The following is a 20,957-nucleotide window of genomic DNA, read 5'->3' as shown; positions in this document are numbered from 1 at the left end:
TTACAGCCCGGCTTCCGACGCGATTTCGGCGCGCGACTTGCGCGCGCGTTCGGTCGCCGATTTCAACTGGCCACAGGCCGCCATGATATCCTCGCCGCGCGGGGTACGGATGGGGCTGGCGTAACCGGCCTTGTAGACGATGTCGGCAAAGGCCTCGATCCGCTCCCAGTCGGAACGCTCATAAGGCGCACCGGGCCATTCGTTGAAGGGGATCAGGTTGATCTTGGCCGGAATGCCCGCGATCAGCTTCACCAGGCGTTTTGCATCGGCATCGCTGTCGTTCACGCCTTTCAGCATCACATATTCAAAGGTAATGCGCTCGCTGTTCGACAGGCGCGGGTAGTCGCGCAGCGCGTCCAGCAAGGTGGCGATGTTCCATTTCTTGTTCACCGGCACCAGGCGATCACGCACCTCGTCGGTGGTGGCATGGAAGCTGATCGCCAGCAGACAGCCGATTTCCTCGGCCGTGCGGGCGATTTCCGGCACGATGCCGCTGGTGGAAAGGGTGATGCGGCGACGCGACAGGCTGATGCCCTCGCCATCCATCACCACCTTCATCGCGTCGCGCACATTGTCGAAGTTGTAAAGCGGCTCGCCCATGCCCATCAGCACAACGTTCGATACCAGCCGCGTCTCATCCTTCGGCGCACCCGGCACCGGCCATTCGCCCAGATCGTCGCGCGCCACCATAACCTGACCGACGATTTCCGCCGCTGTCAGATTGCGCACCAGCTTTTGCGTGCCGGTGTGGCAGAACGAACAGGTCAGCGTGCAGCCAACCTGGCTGGAGATGCACAGCGTCCCACGGGTTTCCTCGGGAATATAGACCGCCTCGACCTCGTGCCCGCCCGCGATGCGCAGCAGATATTTCCGCGTGCCATCGGCGGAGACCTGCCGCGTCACCACTTCGGGCACCGAAATCTCGAAATGCTCGGCCAGCAGCGCGCGATAATCCTTCGCCAGATTGGTCATGGCGGCGAAGTCGCGCACGCCCCAATGGTAGATCCATTGCCAGATCTGCCCGACCCGCATCTTGGCCTGCTTTTCCGGCGTGCCCGCCGCAATGAGCGCGTCGCGCAACTGATCGCGCGTGAGGCCGACGAGATTGCGCAACCCGCCCTCAGGCAGTTTGCGCGGGATGGTCAGCACGTCCTGCGTGATCGGGGCGACGGCAGCGGGAGCCTCGGGCATGGGATTCGGGGCGTTCATGGCAACGGATTCCTTCGGATGAAGGGGGTTCATACAGGAAATCGCCGCCTTTGCCAAAGGGGCTTGGGCGACGAAACGCAAAAGGCCGCCCGAAGGCGGCCTGCGGGGGACCAGATCACCGATTTACTGGCAGCGTTTGGCCGCATCGTCCATCGCTGCGGTGAAGCCGCGCAGCGAGAACGTATCCTTGGTCTGCGTCCCGCGCCCGGACCGGGCCGAAAGAATGGCACTGTTGCCCTTTTTCATCGCCGCAAGGATGGACGCATCCTGTTCCGGCGCGGCCCAGGCGAATTCGCCATCGGTGAACAGATCGAAGGTCGTGCCGCCAATATCCACCGTTACGGTCGATCCGCTGGCGAAAGGATAGCCGCCGGTGAAGCTCACCTCGCCCCGACCACCACCGCCTGCGCGATAGGTGACGAACAGCAGGATGTCGCCACGGCGGGCCGAGACAGGCTTGCCGTCCCGGCTGTTCACCGTTTCCTTGGGAACCGAAACGCCCCAGCATTCCTTGGGCTTGCCATCCTTGGGTTCCACGAACACAGACCAGTCGGTCTGAACCGCAACCTGGTTGGTCGATTCCTGCGCCTGCGCTCCGGTCACCGCAACGAATGCCAGCGCTGCCCCGCCAAGCGTGCGTGCGAGAAGGGATGTCATCTGATACAGCCTCCAGCCGTGTCTTTGCCTCTGCCGCCCCGCCAGTACCGTTCTTCCGGCTTTTCCTGTGGCGGGCGGGCATTTCACCCGATATCCCTGCATAACAAGAAAATGGCAAGGCGCGAAAGTCTGCTGGGCAAGGAATCGCGCATCTGTGAGGATGAAAATGACAGCAGCGGTGCGGATGGTCGAACTCTGGCGTGGGGGGCTGCCGGAAAGCAGCCACAGCGGCCATGCAGTGATTTGCGATGAAACCGGCGCGATCGTCGAAAGCTGGGGCGATCCCGGCGCGGTGATCTTTCCGCGCTCCTCCTGCAAGATGTTGCAGGCGCTGCCACTGGTCGAAAGCGGGGCCGCCGATGCGGCGGGTCTGCGCCCGGCACAACTCGCGCTGTCCTGCGCCAGCCATCAGGGCGCAGCGCTGCATGTCGATACGGTACGCGCCTGGATGGAGGGTCTGGGTTTGGCCGAGGCCGATCTGCGCTGCGGCAGCCACGAGCCGTCAGACCGGACGGAACGCGACCGGCTGATCCGCGCCGGGGACGAGCCCTGCCAGTATCACAACAACTGTTCCGGCAAGCATGCGGGCTTCCTGACCTACAGCCGTCATGTGAAGGCTGGCCCTGAATATGTGGAAATCGACCATCCGCTGCAACGCGCCATCCGCGCCGCCTTTGAAGAGGTGACGGGCGAGGCCAGCCCCGGCTGGGGTGTCGATGGCTGTTCGGCCCCTAACTTCGCCACCACGGTCCATGGCCTTGCCCGCGCCATGGCCTCTTTCGCCACCGCCACCGGCACGGGAGATGCCCGCGACCGCGCGGCGCACCGCCTGACGCGCGCCATGGCAGAATTTCCCGAACTTGTGGGTGGTGAAGGTCGTGCCTGTACCGAGCTGATGCGTGCCATGGGCGGCCGCGTGACGATCAAGACCGGAGCCGAAGCGGTATTCGTCGCTATCGTGCCCGAACGCAGGATGGGCATTGCGCTGAAGATCATCGATGGCAACAGCCGCGCGTCGGAGGCCGCCATCGCCGCACTTCTGGTGCGCCTTGGCGTGCTGGACCCGGCGCATCCCGCTGCCCGGCGGCGGCTCGCTGCGGTCCAGCGCAACTGGCGCGGGATCGAGACGGGCGAGATCCGGCTTGCCGAAGGCTTCCCCGGCGCCTGACCGCCTGGCGCACGCGCTGGCCAAATGACAAGACCCCCCGAAAAGCCGAAAGGGCTGTCCGGGGGGCCACTCACAGGCAAAAACCGGGGCCGACAGGCTGGGTGGGGGCTTTCGTCCATCGACCCCGGCTTTCACCCTGCTCTCACCATCCCCCGGATTCGCGGCGCAATCATGGTGCCATCCGGGCCTTTTGACGAAGATCGCGGCAAGCTTGAGGCCAAAGGGCCGCGCCGCCAGACCGCTTGATTTGCGGCAGGGTTGGTGACAGCATCATGACATGTCGATCCTGCCTCCCGTGCCGCCTGCCCCGATCCCGCTGCCCTCGACTTCGGCAGAGGTTGTGCGTTTCGACCGGATGGAACTGGGCCAGATCCTTTCGGTCTATGGCCGCATGGTCGCCGCAGGCGAGTGGCGCGATTATGCGATCTCTGCCCTGCGCGATGTTGCGATCTTCTCGGTTTTCCGCCGCACTGCCGAAGTGCCGCTGTACCGGATCGAGAAGCGCCCGAAGCTGCGGCAGAAACAGGGGGCCTATGCCGTGATCGGGGAAGGCGGGCAGGTGCTGCGACGCGGGCATGATCTGGTGGCCGTGCTGCGTGTCTTTGACCGCAAGCTGATCCGTCCCATCGAATAGGCCGTCAGGCTAGACGATCCGCTGCCGGTGCGTCACAGGCCCCTCCCCTGCCGCAAGGATACGGGCGATACCCTCACCGATATGTTCTTCCGTCACCGCCATGACCGAAGCAGTGGCGTGGATCATGTGGTCCGCGGACAGGGCGATGGCAACATGACCCTTCCAGAACAGAAGGTCATTGCGGCGCAGCGGCTCTTCGGCCGCGATGGCCCGCCCGCAGGCGGATTGCAGATCGCTGTCACCGGGCAGTGAAACCCCGCAGGCGGCGAAGGCAAGCTGGGCCAGCCCCGAACAATCAAGCCCGGCCACGGAATTGCCGCCCCAAAGGTAGGGCGCATCCAGAAACCTCTGCGCCACACGCGCCGGGTCCGGATGGTGCTGCCCCAGCGCCATAAGATGCATTGCGGGCACAAAGCCTGCCGCCGTTTCCGCCCAGGGGCCGGTTTGCCCGATGACCCTCAGCCGGGCCCCCATCGGCAGCTGCATCAATGCGCGGTGCTGCACTTTAGGCCCTTCGTAGAGATGCGTTGACGGGGTACAGACCCAGTGAGTTGCCGCCTCTGGCGCGCCCAACGCCCTGTCCGGCAGATAGCCGCAATAGCCATCCTTCGCCGCCTGCACGAAGGCCCAGCCTTCATGCCTGTCAATGACCGTCATCACCTCGCCGTGCAGCACCTGACGGTCCCGCGCGCCTTCGGGCGTTTTCAGCAGATCCGAAACAGCCGGCAGAACCCGCGCGGGTTCACCCGGCACATAGACCGGCGCATCGACAATCCCGCGCAGGCTGTCCAGCGCGGCACGGGCATTTGCGGGGGTCAGGCGCCGGTCCAAATCAGAGTCCCAGCATATCAGGAAGCGCGCACAGCAGCGCCCGCGCGCCTTGCCCCACGCCGCCCTTGGGCCGGGCCGGGGCATCGCTGGGCGTATGGCCGTAAATGTCGAAATGCATATAGCGAGGATGATCGGCAAAGCGGCGCAGGAACAGCGCGGCAGTAATCGACCCGGCAAAGCCGAAGCCCGGCGCATTGTCGAGATCGGCAATCCCCGGCTCGATCACGCTTTCATAGGCATCATGGAACGGCAGCCGCCACACCGGATCGGCACCTGTGGCAGCCCCCGCCTCCAGCGCCGCTGCCAGCCTTGCGTCATCGGTGTAATAGGGGGCGAGATCCGGCCCCACCGCCACCCGCGCCGCGCCGGTCAGCGTCGCCATCGAGACCAGAAGCTCCGGGTTTTCCTCTGCCGCCCATGTCAGCGCGTCACCCAGCACCAGCCGTCCTTCGGCATCGGTGTCATTTACCTCGACCGTCAGTCCCTTCCGCGAGCGCAGGATGTCCTTCGGCCGCATCGAACGGCCCGACACGCTGTTTTCCACAGCCGGAACGATGACGCGCAGCCGGATGGGCAAGTCCAGTTGCATGATCATCAGCGCCAGCCCCATGACCGTGGCCGCGCCGCCCATGTCCTTCTTCATAAGCTGCATGCCAGAGGACGGTTTCAGGTTCAGCCCGCCGGTATCGAAGCACACCCCCTTGCCGACCAGCGTCAGGCTCGGCCCCGTTTGCCCCCAGCGCAGCGACATCAGACGTGGCGCCCGGTCCGATCCCTTGCCGACCGCATGAACCATCGGGAAGTCCCGCTCCAGCGCATCGCCCGCGACAATCTGGGTCGCGGCACCGAAACGCCCGGCCAGCGCCAGGAAGGCCGCCTCAAGCTCGGCCGGTCCCATATCCTGTGCGGGGGTGTTGATCAGGTCGCGGGTCAGATATTCCCCCGCCGCCATCGCCAGAATCTGCGCCTCATCCACACCCGCCGGGCATTTCAGGCGCGGCAGAATGCGGGTCGAAGGTTTGTAACGGTCGAACCGATACTGTGCCAGCAGCCAGCCCAGAGCCGCCTCGGCGGCGTGATCCGGCGGCAATCCCTCGAAATGCCAGTCGCCCGCAGGCAGGGTGGTGACCGCACGCGACAGGCCGAACCGGCTGCGCGCACGGGTCTTCGCGGTGCCGAACCCGATCAGCGCCCCGGCCATGACCCCACCCTCGCCCGGCAGAGGCAGCACATCGCCCAGACCGGCCCTGAAGGCATTGTCCCGCGCCCAGACGGCAAGACCGGGCGGCGCGGCCTCCAGCCAGCGTTCCAGATCGTCGGCAGCCACCACATGCAGCGGGCGCGAGAGGCTTTGCGGATCGGCGAATGCGGGGGTCATGGCAACTCCTTCCAGATCGGCCGAAGCCTAGCCGTTCCATCGCCGCCCGCAAGCCCCGCTAAAGGCTCTGGTCCAGCACGTCCTTATCCACCACCAAAGACCGCTCGGCCACCCGCAACAGCCGCGCCCAGACCGCCGAGAAAGCCGTCGAATCGCCCTGTTCCAGACAATCGCGGGCATCGGCGGCCACAAGGCCAAGGCTGATCATGCCCATATGTTCAGACATACGTTGCAGCCTGCGCAACTGGCGTGACAGGTTCGTCATGTCATGGCCGCGCACCTGCTGCGCCAGCCCCGCCATGGTCAGCGCAAGCTCCCCCAGCGCGCGCGTCACCACCTGTTCCGCCTGCGCGGTGCCCATATCACGATACATGGCCGCAACAGGCTCCACATCCTGCCGCAACTGCTCTTTCGGTCGAAGGACCGTTACCTGAACGCTCATGGCGTCACCCAACCCGTTGTTTCACACCCGCGTCCATCCTGCGCGGGCAGGCTGAACAAAAGGTTGCGGCGTGTAAAAGAAACCTCTCGAATTTTCTGCGATTGCATCGTATTGCCGGGCCACATTCTGCCAGATCTGACGGAGGCCCCGATGGAATACGCCAGACCGCTGCCGCACTACCTTGTCAGCCGCTACTCAGGCTGGAAGGCCACGACCTATCAGGACAACAAGGCCTGGTATCGCCGCCTCGCCGCCCACGGCCAGCATCCCCGCGCCATGATCATTTCCTGCTGCGATTCGCGTCAGCATGTGACCTCGATCTTCGGTGCGGATGAAGGCGAGTTCTTCATCCACCGCAATATCGCCGGTCTCGTGCCGCCTTACAGCCCCGATGGCGGCAATCACGGCACTTCGGCCACGGTCGAATATGCGGTGACGGCGCTGAAAGTGGCGCATGTCATCGTCATCGGCCATTCCAATTGCGGGGGCGTGAAGGGCTGCGACGACATGTGTTCCGGCCACGCGCCGCAACTGCTGGAAAAAACCAGCTTCGTCGGCCGCTGGATGGATATTCTGCGCCCCGGCTATGAACGGGTTGCCCATCTGCCCGATGCCGACCGCGCCCGCGCACTGGAAAAGGAAGCGGTGCTGGTCAGCCTGGAAAACCTGATGACCTTCCCCTTCGTGCGCGAAGCCGTCGAATCGGAAATCCTGACCCTGCACGGGTTGTGGAACGACATCGGCGAAGGCGGGCTGGAACAATACGACCCTGCAGCCAAGGCCTTCGTGCCGTTCTGAGCCTTCGCGGCGGCGGTTACTCCGCCGCCGCCTCGCTGCCCCAGGCGGCATCCTGCATTTCGCGCAGACGGCTGGCGGTGCGTTCAAATTCAAACGCCCCCGTGCCCTCGGCATAAAGCCGTTCGGGCACATCCGCCGCCGAACAGATCAGCCGCACCTTTGCCTCATACAAGGCGTCGATCAGCGTGACGAAGCGCTTCGCCTCGTTGTAGTTCGAGGCGGAAAGTTGTGGCACATCCTCCAGCACCAGCACGCGCAGCGCCTGCGCGATGGCCAGATAATCCGCCGGTCCCAGAGGACGGGCACAGAGATCCCAGAAGGTCGCGCGCCCCACGCCATTGGCAAAGCGCGGAATTTCCACCTGTCGGCCATTCACCTCCAGCAGCAGCGGCTGACCAGAGACCCCGCCCACCAGATCGCGCCAGATCGCCTCGATCGCCGGGCCGCTTTGCCCTGCCGGATGAAAATAGACCTGCGCCCCTTGCAGCCGGTGTTGGCGGTAATCGTTCGGGCTCTCCAGCTCGTGCACGATGAACCTCTCGCGCAGCCAGTCGATGAAGGGCAGGAACAGCCCGCGATTGAGCCCGTTCTTGTAGAGATCCTCGGGCACCCGGTTCGAGGTGGTCACGATCACCACGCCCTGATCGGCAAGCAGCTGGAACAGCCGCCCGACGATCATCGCATCGGTAATGTCGGTGATCTGCATTTCGTCGAAGGCCAGCAGCCGCACATCTTTGGCCACGCGGTCAGCCACAGGCTTCAGCGCATCTTCCACTCCGCGCTGTCGCGCCTCATGCATACCCTTGTGGATTTCCTGCATGAAAGCATGGAAATGCACCCGCCGCTTCTGCGTAATGTCCAGGCTTTCGACAAACAGATCCATCACCATGGACTTGCCGCGCCCCACCCCGCCCCAAAGATACAGCCCCCTGGGTGGCGTCACCGGGCGGGCGAACAGGCCCGCGAACAGCCCCACCTTGCGGGTGGCGTTTTCCTCCAGCCAGCGGCGCAGATCCTCAAGGATCGGCAATACTGCATGTTGGGCCGGATCGGGCCGCAGCCGTCCGGCAGCGACACGGGCTTCGTAGATCTGGGTCAGGGTCTCGCGCATGATCCTGTCATAGCGGCGCCGCAGCGCCGCGAAAAGATCAGAGCGTTACCGTGCACAGGAAATGGCCCGCCACCTCGGCCCATCTGCCATGCAGGATATGGCCGCCACGGAAGGGGGTGATTTCCTCCTGAAATGTCGCCGTGAAGCTGCCGGGTTGCAGATCGACCGACAGGACATGGAAATCGAACAGCGTGCGGCTGAGGCCATATTGCGCCTTGTAGGCAGCTTCCTTGGCTGCAAAGACCAGCTTGGCCCTGTGCGGGTCGTAATGCTCTTCCTCGGGACGCAGGACCGCCGCGCGCAGATCGTCCTCCAGCGGCAGCGCCGGTTCCAGATCGACACCAAGCCCCCGAAGGGGCGAGGGCACGGCGACGGCGGCAAGGCAAAGCTGCGCCGAATGGCTGATCGAGCCGATCAGCCCCCTGGGCCAGACCGGCGCGCGGTCCTCACCCATCGGCACCGGCAGGGGCGGCAGGCCAATCATCGCCATCGCCTCGCGCACCGCCACTCGACCGGCGCGGAACTCGGCCAGCCGCTGGGGCAGGCCGCTCGCCTCTTCGCCCGGAAAGGGAGGGTGATCACCCTGCGGATCGCTGACACCAACCCCGACGGCTGCGGGCAGAAGATCCCGTGCCGCAACAGACAACGCCTTCAGATCAGCCATCACGCCCCGTCCGCAGCGCACGCCGCCGCGCCATCATGTCCGCCCGCGTGGCCGCCCGGTCTTCCGTCACCGGCGGCGGCGCGGTTGTATTCGCAGCAGGGGCAGCGAAGGGCTTCGCGGCATCCCCCAGATGCGCGGCCAGTGCGGACAGAACGGGGAAGCGGAAGATGTCGGTGATCGACAGCTTCGACAGCCCCAGACCGTCGCGCAGTTCCCGGTGGGCCTGCACCGCCAGCAGCGAATGCCCGCCAAGTGCAAAGAAATTGTCCTTCGCGCCGACCTTGGGCACACCCAGCACGCGCTGCCAGACCTCCGCAATCTGTGTCTGAAGGCCAGACTGCGGCGCCTCGTGCACCACCGCCGCCACCTGAACCTGCGGCGCGGGCAGCGCCTTGCGGTCCACCTTGAGGTTGGGGGTCAGCGGAAAGACCTCCAGCAGCAGGAAATGCGCGGGCACCATATGTTCGGGCAGGCTGTCAGCCAGCGCCGTCCGCAGCGCAGTTTCCTGTGCCGTGCCAGTGTAATAGGCCACCAGCCGCAAATCGCCCGGCTGATCCTCGCGTGCCAGAACCACCGCCTGCGTGACGCCCGGAAGCGCCTCCAGCCGGCTTTCGATCTCGCCCAGTTCGATCCGGTAGCCGCGCAGCTTGACCTGGAAATCGGCCCGACCGAGATAGTCGAGCTTGCCATCCCTCCGCAGCCGCACCAGATCGCCGGTGCGATACATCCGGCCACCCGGTGTGAACGGATCGGGCAGGAAACGTTCCGCCGTCAGATCTTCGCGCTGCCAGTAGCCGCGCGTCACGCCATCGCCGCCAATCCACAGCTCGCCCGCCACGCCGGGTGGCACCGGCTGCTGCCGGTCGTCCAGCACATAGACCTGTGTATTGGCAATGGGGGTGCCGATGTTCACCACGCCTTCGCCATCGCCCGCTTCCTCGACCGTGGACCAGATCGTCGTTTCGGTCGGCCCATACATGTTGAGGATACGCGCCCCGGTCACCTTGCGCAGATCGCGGACGAAAGCGCCCGGCAGCGCCTCGCCGCCCAGCATCAGGGTTTTCACCTGCCCCAGCGCCATACCAGCCTCGGCATTCATCAGGATCATCCGCGCCATTGAGGGCGTGCATTGCAGATGCGTCACCTTGTGGCGCAGGATCTGCGCGGCAATCGAGAAATCGTCTGCCGCAGGTTCCCCGCCCGCATTGGCGCGGCGCAGCACCTCGGCCAGCGGATAGAGCCCCTCCATCACCGCCTCGGGCGCGATGCCATAGTCGATCAGACAGGCCACCTCGGTCACGCCGATGCGTTTCAGGCTTTCGACCCGGTCCAGCGCATCCTCGACCGTGCCGAACAGGCCCGAATCCTCGAAATAGCGGTGGAAGGCAAAATCGAGGATCGCCTCGTTCTCCTCGTCCGACAGGCTGCGCAGGTCGATGTCCTGCGGATTTTCGATGCCCTGCGGCTTCTTGAAGGCCGGGAAGGCCCAGGCATATTGCTTAACAAGGCCCACGGCCGAGGCGAGGTAATCCTTCATCGGCTTTTCCGCCACCCGCCGCGCCTGATCGCGGTCGCGGCAAACATAGGTGTGCAGCATCAGCGTCACCTTAAAATCCGCCGGATCATGGCCCGCCTTGCGCAGCGCGTCGTGATAGATGCGGATCTTGTCGGCGACTTCCTCGATACTCTGGCCCAACAGGTGCGTCAGCACATTGGCACCGATCTCGCCTGCCTCGCGCCAGGTCGCGGGGTTACCGGCGGTGGTGATCCAGACCGGCAGTTCCTTCGACACCGGGCGCGGTTGTGTCACCACACCAAAGGTTCCGGTTTTCGTCGGGAAATCCACAGTCTCGCCCCGCCACAGGCGGCGGACCTGCTCAATCCCCTCGAACATCGCGGCGCGGTTATTCGGCGGAGTGTTTTCGGGGCGCAGGACAAAATCGTCCGGCTGCCAGCCCGAGGCGACGGCCAAAGCGGCCCGCCCGTTTGTCAGATTGTCGATCACGGCCCAATCTTCGGCCACCCGTGCGGGGTGATGCAAGGGCAAAACGACCGAACCCGACCGCACACCGATGTTCTTCGTGACCGCCGCGACCGCCGCGCCCGTGACCGCAGGGTTCGGATAGGGACCGCCGAAGGCGTGAAAATGCCGCTCTGGCGTCCAGACGGCGCAGAAGCCGTGGCTGTCGGCGAATTTCGCGCCCTCCAGCAGCAATTCGTATTTCTTCGGCCCGGCGCCGTCATCATTGCCCCAGTAATAAAGCGAAAACTCCATCCCCTTCGCCGAGCCGATGCGCCCGTTCGATACCAGTGCCCGGTTATCGTCGCTGGTCAGCACCAGCTTGAACCCGCGCGCCAGCGTCCAGAACAGTTCCAGCACCGAGATGTCGAAGGACAACGAGGTGACGGCCAGCCAGACCGCCCCTGTCGTGTGGTCGATGCGGTCATCCATCCCGGCAAAGAAATTCGCCACATTGCGATGTTCAACCATCACCCCCTTGGGGCGTCCGGTGGAACCGGAGGTATAGATCATATAGGCCAGATCGGCGGAGGTGACGCCGCTGTGCGGATTGGCCTCGGGCGCCGTGGCCAGCCGGGCATCGGTATCAAGGCACAGCTGCGCCGGACCAGCGGGCAAGGCCGCGGACAGTGCGCCTTGCGTCACGATCACCGGGCAGACGCTGTCTTCGATGAACAGGGCCGTGCGCTCGGCCGGATAGGCAGGGTCCATCGGCACATAGGCGCCCCCCGCCTTGAGGATGGCCAGCGCGCCCACCAGCAGATCGAGCGAGCGGCGGCAATGCAGGCCGACCAGCGTGCCGGGGAGAACTCCCATACCCGCCAGCACATGCGCGGCACGATTGGCCCGGGCGTTCAGTTGCGCATAGGTCAGGCTTTCGCCCTCGAAAACCACGGCCACCGCCTCGGGGCTGCGCACCACCTGCGCCTCGAACGCCTGATGCACGCATTGCGTGGCGTCATAGGATGTCGCCGTGCGGTTCGGGGCGACCAGCGCCGCCTCGCGCTCCGCGTCAGTCAGAACCGGCAGACTTTCCACCCGCGCCTCGCCCTGCGCGGCAGCGGCAAAGGTTGACAGGCGTGCAGCCAGCGCCTCCGCCTGTTTCACGCTCAGGCGGCTCGCGTCATAATGCAGCGCGTCAGGGGAAAGCGTGACCACCGTGCCCGGTACCGGCGCAAGGCCAATGCCAAAGGCGGGCGGGGCCAGCCCGAACAGCCGCCGCTCACGCGCCAGCAAGTCCAGCGCGAAGGCCGGATGCAGCCCGGCCGCCTGCAAGGCTGCCTCCACCCGGTCCAGCGCCTCGGGCAGCGGGCCCTCGGCCGCCACCCGCAGCGGCACCCAGTCCGACAGGATGCCCTCCGTCGCATGGGCCGCGCCACAGGCCAGATCGGCCACCGGCTTGCCCGACAGCCGCACCGCTCCAAGGGCGCCCAGTGCCAGTGACGGCAGGGACAGCGGAACCGATTTCCAGACTTCCGGTGCCGTCGCGGCGGTGGCCCCCGGCACCTCGGCGGGGTCGAGCGTCAGCAGCGCCCTGCGATGCGCCAGTTCCTTCGGCACCACCCCGGCCAGCGCGCGGGTCAGGGCCTCTGCCTCCGCCGGGCTGGCCGATGTCAGCGCGTTCGGCAGGCTGAGACCTGAAACCGGGAAGCCCTTCTGGCAGGTCAGCCGCGACAGCCGCACTGCGCCTGTGCCGCAGGCCACCGTCACGGCATCCTCGCGCGCCGCCAGCACCTGCCCCGGCACACCGACACCGGGCACCACCTCAGCCCCGCCTGCCACGACATAACGCCGCCCGTCCCACAGCTTTGCCGTGGTCAGCGGATTCCAATAGCTGCCATGATCCAGCGCCCGCACCAGCCCGGCCACCTGATCCGCGCTTTGGGTGAAATCGATCCGTCCTGCCGCAGCTGGACGATCCGTCCGCAGATGCAGGCTGCGCTGTGTGAAATCCTGTGCCACGCCCGGCGCATCGGCCTCCAGCGCCGCCATCACCTCGGCGAAGCTGTCCAAAGCTGCCTCGAAACAGCGGGTGTTCAGCGTCAGCGCAGTATCGGTCGCGGCAATGGGAAAGCGGCGCTGCACCAGAATAGCGCCTTCGTCCACGCCATCGGTGATGCGATGCCAGGTGATGCCATGTTCCGACTCGCCGCCCAGAATGGCCCAGACCGGCGCGTTCAGACCGGCATGACGCGGCAGCGGCCCGTCGTGGAAGTTCACGCCGCCCTTCGCCGCGCATTGCAAGGCGGTCTCGGGCACCAGCGAGAGGTTGGCCACCGACAAGAGCCAGTCCACCGCGCCAGGCAGCCCCGTCTCCCACCCCGGTTCCTGCGCGATGACCGTCAGCCCCTGCCCCACGCCCCAGGCGGCGACATCCGCATTGCGGGTGATCAGCGCCGCAATGGCATGGCCACGCGCCAGCCACATCGCACCGCATTCGCGCGTCAGGCTTTCATTGCCGATCAGGTAACAGGACACCGGGTTCATCATACACTCCTTCCGCCCCTTGCGGGCGGCGATGCCCCTGTTGCAAGGGGCGCACACCATTCTTCCTCCGGGTTTACCCCGGATCGCGCTGCCCGACCCGCCGCAAGGAATGCACGATCAGATCGCGCAGGAAATGCGGCGGATCGCCCCGGTCCTTGCGTTGCACCAGCAGGCGCAGGCGCCACAAGACCCCGCCCGCCACATGGGCAAGCGTCGCGACAGCGGCATAGATATGCCCATGGTTCTTGGTGAAATAATGGCGCCGGCTGTCCAGCCAGAATTGCGGAATGCGGCTCCAGGTCTTCATGCCCGTCGAAACCGAGCCGATATGCGTGACCTCGGAGCCGCGCACATAATCGGTGGGCCACCCCGCACGGGCCGCGCGCAGGCACAGGTCGGTTTCCTCAAAGTAAAGGAAGAAAGTTTCATCGAACAGCCCGATCCGGTCCAGCACCTCCCGCCGCATCATCAGGCTGGCGCCTGCCAGCCAGTCGACCCGCGTGGTCGCCTGCGGGATCGGCTGTGCAACGATATGGCGTCGCAACAGGCGCGAGATCGGGCCGAAGCGCGCGGCGCCTTCAAGTTCCGACCAGAGGGTCGGAAAGCGGAAGGCTGTGCGATGCGGCGCGCCATCATCCCCATGGATATAGCTGCCCGCGAAGCCGGTGGCGGGATGGGTCTCAAGATGATCCAGCAGCGCACGGATGGCACCGGGATCGGGGAAAGCATCCGAGTTCAGGATATAGACGTAATCGGGCCGCACATCGCCCGGCAGGCCCGCACGAATGCCAAAGTTGTTGCCCGCGCCGAAGCCGCCGTTGCGTCCGGATTGCAGCACCTGCACAGGCACCGCGCCACGGTCCCAGCCGCGCGCGGTGACGCCTGCCTGCATCGCCTCGAACGAGCCATCGCCCGACGCATTGTCAACGATGGTGATGGCGCCCTCAAGCCCGGCCATTTCGCGCAGCGCCGCCTCGCAGGCACGCAGCGTCATGTCAGGCGTCCGCCAGTTGAGAATGACCGTCAGCAGCCGGGGCATCGCGTCACTCCGCCGCCTCGCGCAGATGCGCGGCCGGGGCTTCGGCCGCCGCAATCGCCTCGCGCAGACGCGCCGCCAGAACGCGGACATTCGGCTCCAGCACCATGCTGTCGTGATCGCCCGGAACCTCCTGCACCACCAGCGCCGGGGCGAAACGGGTCAGGTCATTGTCTGCGAACACATATTCCTTCGCGGCGCTGACCCACTGACCGTTAGACACCTTCCACTTGCGGTCCAGCGGCGGACGGAACAGGGCGGTCGGCCCTTTGCGAAGCGGCAGTGCATATTGCGGCAGGGCGGCCCGGAAGGCGGCTTCGATTTCCGCGTTGTGGAACTGATTTGAAGTTTCCGTCACTGCTTTGGGGCGACGCTTCTGCACCTCCCAGGCCCAGCGCGCTTTCGCCCAGTCCAGCAGATAACCCGGCCCCCGCATCTTCAGCTCTGCCAGCTTGATCAGCGCCTTGTCGCGACCGGACAGCGGCGGGCGCAACGGCAGCGGCGTATCGAGCAGAACCAGAAGCGAAACCGCCTCACCCTCCGCCTCCAGTTGCCGCGCCATTTCCCATGCGGTCAGGCCGCCACCCGAGAACCCGCCCAGAAGGTAAGGCCCCTGAGGCTGCACCTGCCGAAGTTCGGCGATGTAGTCACGGGCGGCCTCAGGCAAGGTGCGGTGCGGCTCGTCCTCGCCGAACAGCCCGCGCGCCTGAAGGCCATAGAACGGCCGGTCCCCGCCCAGAAGCTGCGCCAGATGCCGCAGGTTCAGCACATTGCCGAACATACCCGCGACAAGGAAAAACGGCTGCTTCGGCCCGCCCGCACCTTCGTGCATGGCAACCAGATGCGTGAAGCGACGGGTCGGCTGCGGCGCCTTTTCGGCCACGCTGTCCTGCGGACCGATGCGTTCCTCGATCAGACGGGCACAGGCGGCGATGGTCGGCGCCTCGAACAGCACAGAGATCGGGAAATCCACCCGGAACGCCTTTTTCACCATGGCAAACAGGCGCACCGCAATGAGGCTGTGCCCGCCCAGCGCGAAGAAATCATCCTCGACCCCCACCTGCCCGACGCCCAGCAGATCCTGCCAGAAGCCGACAAGCGTGCGTTCGATGTCATTGCGTGGCTCGATATAGTCGCTGTCCAGATCCGGGCGGGCGAAGCTCTGCCCCTCCGGTCGTGCGGCGGCCTCGGCCCGGTCAGCCTGCCGCACCAGCGCGGGCAGGTCCAGCGACGAGACGATGACCTGCGACTGCCCGGTTGCCACGGCACGCAGGAAGGCATCGGCGCCCTCTTCGGCGCGGATGCCCTGCGACAGGTTGTGCAGCAGCCGCTCCTCTTGCGGCGAGGCCGGGCGGGCGCCTGCGGGATCGGTGTCGAAGGTCAGATCGCGTTCGGCCAGTGGCGGTGCGGCAAAGCCGGTTTCCAGCCGCCGGATGGTGAAGCCCTCGATCTCGGCCAGCACGCGGCCGGTGTCGTCCGCCAGCGTGACGTCGAATACCGCCACCGGTCCCTCGCCCCGGTTGGCGGCAGCATTGCGCACCCAGCTGTGGACCCGCGCCGGGATCGGCCCCCAGACCCGCACCCGGCCATAGGAGACCGGCACCCAGAGGTGGTCGGGGCGGTAGCCCTCGATCAGGCCCATGGCCCAGCCGGTCGCCAGATCCATCAGCGCCGGATGCATCAGCCAGCCCTGTGTCAGATCGACCTGCGCTGCCAGCGGCAGGGTCAGCACCGCCAGCCCCTCGCCCTGCCCCAGCGCCATGCGGTGCAGCACGCGCCAGCGCGGACCGAAGGCAAGGTGGTCCTCCTGTGGCGAGCGGATGCCCCTCGCATCCTCGGCTGCCGGTCCCATCCGCGCGGCAATCGCCGCCAGATCGACCGTGGCCGCCGTTCCCCGCAGCGGCATCAGCCGCCCCTGCGCGTTCAGTGCAAACCCCTGCCGCCCGCGCCAGTCCTGCGCAGAACGGACCTCGAACGCAAAGCCCTCGTCCGTGGCGGACAGTCGCAACCGCATCGCGCGCTGCGCGTCATCCGCCACTTCAAGCGCGCGGAAGAACATCAGATCGCGCAGTTCAAAGGCCGCCCAGCCTTCTTCCGCCGCCGCCTCGGCCGCGATTTCCAGATAGCCGGTACCGGGCACCAGGGCCTGACCGGCCGTCGTGCGGTGGCCATCCAGCAGCCAGCTTCCGGTATTCAGATCGGTCTCGTAAAGCCGCGCGCCCTCGCGGTCAAAGGTGCTCTCGGCCAGCAGGGGGCGCCCGCTGACCGGCAGTTTCGGCGCGGGTGGGCGGTTGCCGGTGCGGTCTGCCAACGCCTCTGCCGCCATGCCGACATCGGACCAGATACCCCAGTTCAGCGCCAGAACCCGCGTCTTGCCCCCAGCCCGTGCCTGCGCAAAGGCGTTCAGGTATTCGTTCGCCGCCACATAATCCACCTGCCCCGCCGGGCCGGTGATGGTGGAGGTCGAGGAAAACAGCACCAGCAGATCCAGCGTCCCATCGGGGAACAGCGTATCCAGCACCTGCGTGCCGTGCAGCTTCGGCGCAAAGACCTCCTCCACCGCCGCCGGACTCTTGGTCAGCAGCGGGCCGTCGTCCACCACACCCGCCGCATGGATCACCGCGCGGATGCGGCCGAATTCGGCCTCCGCCTCCGTGATCGCCGCGCGCATCTCCTCGGTGTTGCAGACATCGGCGCGGGCGACCCGCACCTCGGCGCCAAGGCTTTCCAGCCGCTGCACCGCGAGGATGCGCCGCGACAGCGGATCGACAGCACCGTGCCGGGCCAGATGCGCTGTCCAGTCGTCACGCGGCGGCAGGTCACGCCGGGCGATCAGCAGGATCTTTGCCTTTGCCGCAACCGCCAGCTTTTCGGCCAGCGTCAGCCCGATACCGCCGAAACCGCCGGTGATCAGCACCGGCGCACCTTCCGGCAGGTCCAGCCGCGCCTCTGGCAGCGGCAGTTTCCTCAGCCCGCGCTCCAGCCGCTTGCCATCGCGCAGCGCCGCCATGCGGTTACCCGGCGGGGCAAGCAAATCCTCGCAGACCTCGGCCGCCAAACGCTCCATCGCCGCCGGATCGGGCTTGGCCCGCCGGCCGCGCACCGGGACGGGCAGCCGCAGGTCCAGCGTCGCGCAGGTCATTCCCGGCAGTTCGCGCGGGATCACCCGCACCGGCCCCGCAATCGCGGCCTTCTCGGGGTAAGGCAGCCCTTCGTCCGCGACCTGCACCGCGCCGTTGGTCACCACGGTCATGTGGATCGGCTGAGGCAGGTTTTCCCCGGCAATCGCCTGCCCGAGGAACATCAGCGCATAGAAGCCCTGTTCGATATTGCGATGGAAGAAGCTTGATCCGGGTCGGAAGCTTTCGCGCTCCGTCACCAGCCAGAAATGCGCAATGCGGTCGGGGGCATGGCCATGCGCGACCAGATCGCGGATCAGCGCATCATAGCCTTCGCGCCCGCGTTCAGGATTGAGGGTATAGTTCCCTTCACCATCACGGGCGAAAGCATCGCCGCTGCGCACCACGGTCACGCGATGCCCCTCGGCACGCAACCGCGTCACGACCGGCAGGGCAAGCCCCGCCTCGTCGGCGAAGACCAGCCAGCTGTGCGCTGCGGGCTCGTCCTCTTCCTCGGCGGCACGGGCACGCCAGACCGGGCGCCAGCCCCAGCCCGCGACATCCGCGATCCGCGCGGGTGTTTCCTCAACCCCGGCGGCCTGCGGCTGCGCCGGTTCGACGAAATAGGTTTTGCGCTGGAAGGCATAGCCCGGCAGCGGCACGCGCCGGCGCCGCGCCCCGCCCCAGACCGGCTCCCAGTCCACCGGCACGCCGCAGGCCCAAAGCCGGGCGATGCTGGCCATGTGCCAGGCATCATCCGCCATCTGCTGTTCGGGGTGGCGCAGCGCCGCGACCACCTGCACCGGTGCCACGCCATTGGCCTGCGCCAGCGATGACAGCGCGCGGCCCGGCCCCATCTCCAGATACACCCGACCCGGCGTCGCCGTCAGATGCTCCATCCCCTGCCGGAACAGCACCGTGTTGCGCAGATGGCGGACCCAGTAATCGGGGTCCGTCGCCTCTGCCGCCGTCAGGGGTAGCCCGGTCCGGTTGGAGATCACCGGCACCCCCGGCGCATGCAGCGGGATCGACCGAAGATAGGCGCCGAAGCGGGCCAGGATCGGCTCCAGCATCCGGCTGTGCGCGGCGATGTCGATAAGGATGCGCTGGGTTTCCACCTCATCCGCCGCCAGGGCGGCGGCCAGGTCTGCCAGCGCCGCATCGGGGCCGGAGACGACACAGAGCCCCGGCGCATTCACGCTGGCCATATCCAGATCGCCGGTCAGACGCGGGCGCAGTGTGGCCTCATCCATCGGGACCGACAGCATTCCACCCGGCGGCACGGTATCGAACAACTGCCCGCGCAGATGCACGAGGCCGATGCAATCCTCGAAAGACATCACACCGGCCAGACAGGCGGCGGTATTTTCGCCCATGGAATGCCCGATCAGCGCGGCAGGCTGCACGCCCCAGCTTTGGTAGAGCTTCGCCAGCGCATATTCGACGATCATGATCAGTGGCAACTGCACCGAGGGCCGTTTCAGGCGCGCATTGGCCGCTGCCTCCTGCCCCGGTTCGGGCAGCCAGAGGGCGCGGATGTCGTAGTCGAGCTTCGGTTGCAGCACCGCAAGGCCGCGATCCATCCAGTCGCGGAATTCAGGTTCGGTATCGTAAAGATCCCGGGCCATTCCGGCGAATTGCGCCCCGCCACCGGGGAACATGAACACGACCTCCGGGTCATCCCCCAGCCAGTCATGGCTGAACACCCGGCGCGGGTCTTTGCCCTCCAGCAGATCGGCAGCCCCAGCATGGCTTTCAGCCACCAGAACCCGGCGTTTTTCAAAGGCGCGGCGGCCCTCCTTCAGCGTGAAGGCCACATCAGCCAGCGGCTGTTCCGGGTGTGCCCGCAGATGTGCCGCCAGGCGCGCTGCCTGCGCATCCAGCGCGGTCTTCGATTTTGCAGAAATCACGATGGGCTGGAACGGCCAGTCGGAGGCGTCCGACGCCTCTCGGCCCGGCGCCTCTTCCAGCACGGCATGGGCATTGGTGCCACCGACGCCAAGGCTGTTGACCCCGGCGCGACGCGGGCGGCCCTTGCCCTCCCACGGGGTCAGCCGGTCATTCACCCGGAAGGGCGAGGTTTCGAAATCAATCGCCGGGTTCGGCGCCTCGTAGCCAAGGCTGGGCGGCATCTCGCGGTGATGCAGGCTCAGCGCGACCTTGATCAGGCTCGCCACCCCGGCGGCAGTATCCAGATGGCCGATGTTGGTCTTGACGCTGCCAATGCGACAGGTGCCCACGCTTTGCGCGCTTTCGGCAAAGCCTTGCGTCAGCGCCGCCACCTCGATCGGGTCACCCAGATAGGTGCCGGTGCCGTGGCATTCGACATAGTCGACGGTATCCGAGGTCACGCCTGCAATCGCCTGCGCCTCGGCCACGCACCGCGCCTGCCCCTCGACCGAGGGCGCCAGATAGCCCGCCTTCGCCGCGCCGTCATTATTGACTGCGCTGCCCTTCACGATGGCCCAGATATGATCGCCGTCACGGATCGCATCGACCGCGCGGCGCAGCACCACACAACCCGCGCCCGAGCCGAAAACCGTGCCCTGCGCGCGATGGTCGAAGGCGTGGCAGTGGCCGTCGGGCGACAGGATCTCGCCCTCGTGGAACACATAGCCCCGGCCCTGCGGCAGTTCGATGGTCACGCCGCCCGCCAGCGCCATGTCGCATTCGCCATTCAGCAGCGCCTGCGAGGCATAGTGCGCCGCCACCAGCGAGGTGGAACAGGCGGTCTGAAGGTTGATGCTCGGCCCCTTCAGGTCGAAGATATGGCTGACGCGGGTCGACAGGAAATCCTTGTCGTTTCCGGTATGGCGCAGCAGGAACATGCCGGTGCCGTCGACCAGATCGCGGTTGGAGCAGAGGTTGAAGTAGAAATAGCTGCCCATGCCGCAACCGGCATAAACACCAATGGCGCCGCGGAACGCCTCGGGCACATGGCCCGCGTTCTCCATCGCCTCCCACGCCACCTCCAGGAACTGCCGGTGCTGCGGATCAAGGATCGCAGCCTCTTTCGGAGAGAAGCCGAAGAAATCGGCATCGAAATCGGCAAAGCCGTCCAGCGGCGCGGCGGCGGGCACATAATTCGGGTTGCGCAGCTTCGCCGGGTTTTCACCATTGGCCAGCAATTCGGCCTCGGTCAGATGGCGGATGCTTTCGATCCCGTCGCGCAGGTTCTGCCAATACGCCTCGACCGAGGGCGCACCGGGCAGATGCGCCGCCATCCCGACAATTGCAATGTCGGTTTCCGAAATCCCCGACGGTTCAAACCCCTTGTCCGACATCCACTTTCACCAATCCGGCAACCGCCCAAAAGCTGCGGCCACACCACTCAACCCTGTGAACCTTAACGTAAACCGCCGCCTGACGATAGACACGGGGGATGGATCAACGGTCCATCCCG

At 66.2% G+C, this 20,957-nt stretch carries 13 protein-coding genes; 3 read left to right on the top strand and 10 right to left on the bottom strand.

Going from position 1 to position 20,957, the window contains the following annotated elements; genetic code table 11:
• Positions 1–1,191: a dual-specificity RNA methyltransferase RlmN gene (rlmN, locus tag C8N34_RS16520; RefSeq protein WP_108129764.1), complete on the bottom strand. Its 1,191-nt coding sequence runs from the start codon at positions 1,189–1,191 to the stop codon at positions 1–3.
• Positions 1,192–1,332: 141 nt separating this feature from the next.
• Complete coding sequence (locus C8N34_RS16515; protein ID WP_054302739.1) at positions 1,333–1,866, bottom strand: invasion associated locus B family protein; 534 nt, start codon at positions 1,864–1,866, stop codon at positions 1,333–1,335.
• A gap of 166 nt (positions 1,867–2,032) precedes the next feature.
• On the opposite strand from C8N34_RS16515, the gene C8N34_RS16510 reads away from it, so the two are divergent.
• Entirely contained in the window at positions 2,033–3,034 is a 1,002-nt protein-coding gene (locus tag C8N34_RS16510) for an asparaginase (protein WP_108129763.1), read from the top strand.
• Between the two features lie 277 nt (positions 3,035–3,311).
• Positions 3,312–3,668, top strand: a complete 357-nt coding sequence (locus C8N34_RS16505; protein ID WP_108129712.1) for a DUF2794 domain-containing protein — start codon at positions 3,312–3,314, stop codon at positions 3,666–3,668.
• 9 nt (positions 3,669–3,677) lie between these two features.
• On the opposite strand, the gene C8N34_RS16500 is transcribed toward C8N34_RS16505, so the two are convergent.
• The 3 genes from C8N34_RS16500 to C8N34_RS16490 are packed head-to-tail and all read right to left on the bottom strand — an operon-like array spanning position 3,678 to position 6,319.
• Positions 3,678–4,499, bottom strand: a complete 822-nt coding sequence (locus tag C8N34_RS16500; RefSeq protein WP_054302737.1) for a C40 family peptidase — start codon at positions 4,497–4,499, stop codon at positions 3,678–3,680.
• Between the two features lies 1 nt (position 4,500).
• Positions 4,501–5,877, bottom strand: coding sequence for a leucyl aminopeptidase family protein (locus tag C8N34_RS16495; RefSeq protein ID WP_108129711.1), 1,377 nt, complete (start codon positions 5,875–5,877; stop codon positions 4,501–4,503).
• A gap of 58 nt (positions 5,878–5,935) precedes the next feature.
• Entirely contained in the window at positions 5,936–6,319 is a 384-nt protein-coding gene (locus C8N34_RS16490; protein ID WP_054302735.1) for a hypothetical protein, read from the bottom strand.
• Between the two features lie 150 nt (positions 6,320–6,469).
• Between C8N34_RS16490 and C8N34_RS16485 the strand changes: the two genes are divergently transcribed.
• Positions 6,470–7,117, top strand: a complete 648-nt coding sequence (locus C8N34_RS16485) for a carbonic anhydrase (RefSeq protein WP_108129710.1) — start codon at positions 6,470–6,472, stop codon at positions 7,115–7,117.
• 16 nt (positions 7,118–7,133) lie between these two features.
• Here C8N34_RS16485 and zapE read toward each other — a convergent pair whose 3' ends face one another.
• The 5 genes from zapE to C8N34_RS16460 form a co-directional block, all read right to left on the bottom strand.
• Positions 7,134–8,228, bottom strand: coding sequence for a cell division protein ZapE (zapE, locus tag C8N34_RS16480; protein ID WP_108129709.1), 1,095 nt, complete (start codon positions 8,226–8,228; stop codon positions 7,134–7,136).
• Positions 8,229–8,265: 37 nt separating this feature from the next.
• The gene (locus C8N34_RS16475; RefSeq protein WP_108129708.1) at positions 8,266–8,892 is read right to left on the bottom strand and encodes a 4'-phosphopantetheinyl transferase family protein; all 627 of its coding nucleotides are present in this window, start codon (positions 8,890–8,892) and stop codon (positions 8,266–8,268) included.
• A complete protein-coding gene (locus tag C8N34_RS16470) occupies positions 8,885–13,399 on the bottom strand; it encodes a MupA/Atu3671 family FMN-dependent luciferase-like monooxygenase (protein ID WP_108129707.1) in 4,515 nt (1,504 codons plus the stop codon). The genes C8N34_RS16475 and C8N34_RS16470 overlap by 8 nt, the downstream gene beginning before the upstream one ends.
• Positions 13,400–13,472: 73 nt before the next feature.
• Positions 13,473–14,438: a glycosyltransferase gene (locus C8N34_RS16465; RefSeq protein WP_108129706.1), complete on the bottom strand. Its 966-nt coding sequence runs from the start codon at positions 14,436–14,438 to the stop codon at positions 13,473–13,475.
• Between the two features lie 4 nt (positions 14,439–14,442).
• Entirely contained in the window at positions 14,443–20,838 is a 6,396-nt protein-coding gene (locus tag C8N34_RS16460; protein ID WP_108129705.1) for a type I polyketide synthase, read from the bottom strand.
• Positions 20,839–20,957: the final 119 nt, after the last annotated feature.

It is taken from the genome of Gemmobacter caeni (assembly GCF_003054195.1).
Lineage (GTDB): Bacteria > Pseudomonadota > Alphaproteobacteria > Rhodobacterales > Rhodobacteraceae > Gemmobacter > Gemmobacter caeni.
The sequence above is the reverse complement of the archived record's forward strand: the minus strand, read 5'-3'. Positions and strand labels throughout refer to the sequence as shown.

Coding starts and splice junctions, on each gene's coding strand:
- C8N34_RS16495 (WP_108129711.1), bottom strand. CDS start 5,877: ATGACCCCCGCATTCGCCGATCCGCAAAGCCTCTCGCGCCCGCTGCAT.
- zapE (WP_108129709.1), bottom strand. CDS start 8,228: ATGCGCGAGACCCTGACCCAGATCTACGAAGCCCGTGTCGCTGCCGGA.
- rlmN (WP_108129764.1), bottom strand. CDS start 1,191: ATGCCCGAGGCTCCCGCTGCCGTCGCCCCGATCACGCAGGACGTGCTG.
- C8N34_RS16470 (WP_108129707.1), bottom strand. CDS start 13,399: ATGAACCCGGTGTCCTGTTACCTGATCGGCAATGAAAGCCTGACGCGC.
- C8N34_RS16485 (WP_108129710.1), top strand. CDS start 6,470: ATGGAATACGCCAGACCGCTGCCGCACTACCTTGTCAGCCGCTACTCA.
- C8N34_RS16515 (WP_054302739.1), bottom strand. CDS start 1,866: ATGACATCCCTTCTCGCACGCACGCTTGGCGGGGCAGCGCTGGCATTC.
- C8N34_RS16510 (WP_108129763.1), top strand. CDS start 2,033: ATGACAGCAGCGGTGCGGATGGTCGAACTCTGGCGTGGGGGGCTGCCG.
- C8N34_RS16505 (WP_108129712.1), top strand. CDS start 3,312: ATGTCGATCCTGCCTCCCGTGCCGCCTGCCCCGATCCCGCTGCCCTCG.
- C8N34_RS16460 (WP_108129705.1), bottom strand. CDS start 20,838: ATGTCGGACAAGGGGTTTGAACCGTCGGGGATTTCGGAAACCGACATT.
- C8N34_RS16490 (WP_054302735.1), bottom strand. CDS start 6,319: ATGAGCGTTCAGGTAACGGTCCTTCGACCGAAAGAGCAGTTGCGGCAG.
- C8N34_RS16475 (WP_108129708.1), bottom strand. CDS start 8,892: ATGGCTGATCTGAAGGCGTTGTCTGTTGCGGCACGGGATCTTCTGCCC.
- C8N34_RS16465 (WP_108129706.1), bottom strand. CDS start 14,438: ATGCCCCGGCTGCTGACGGTCATTCTCAACTGGCGGACGCCTGACATG.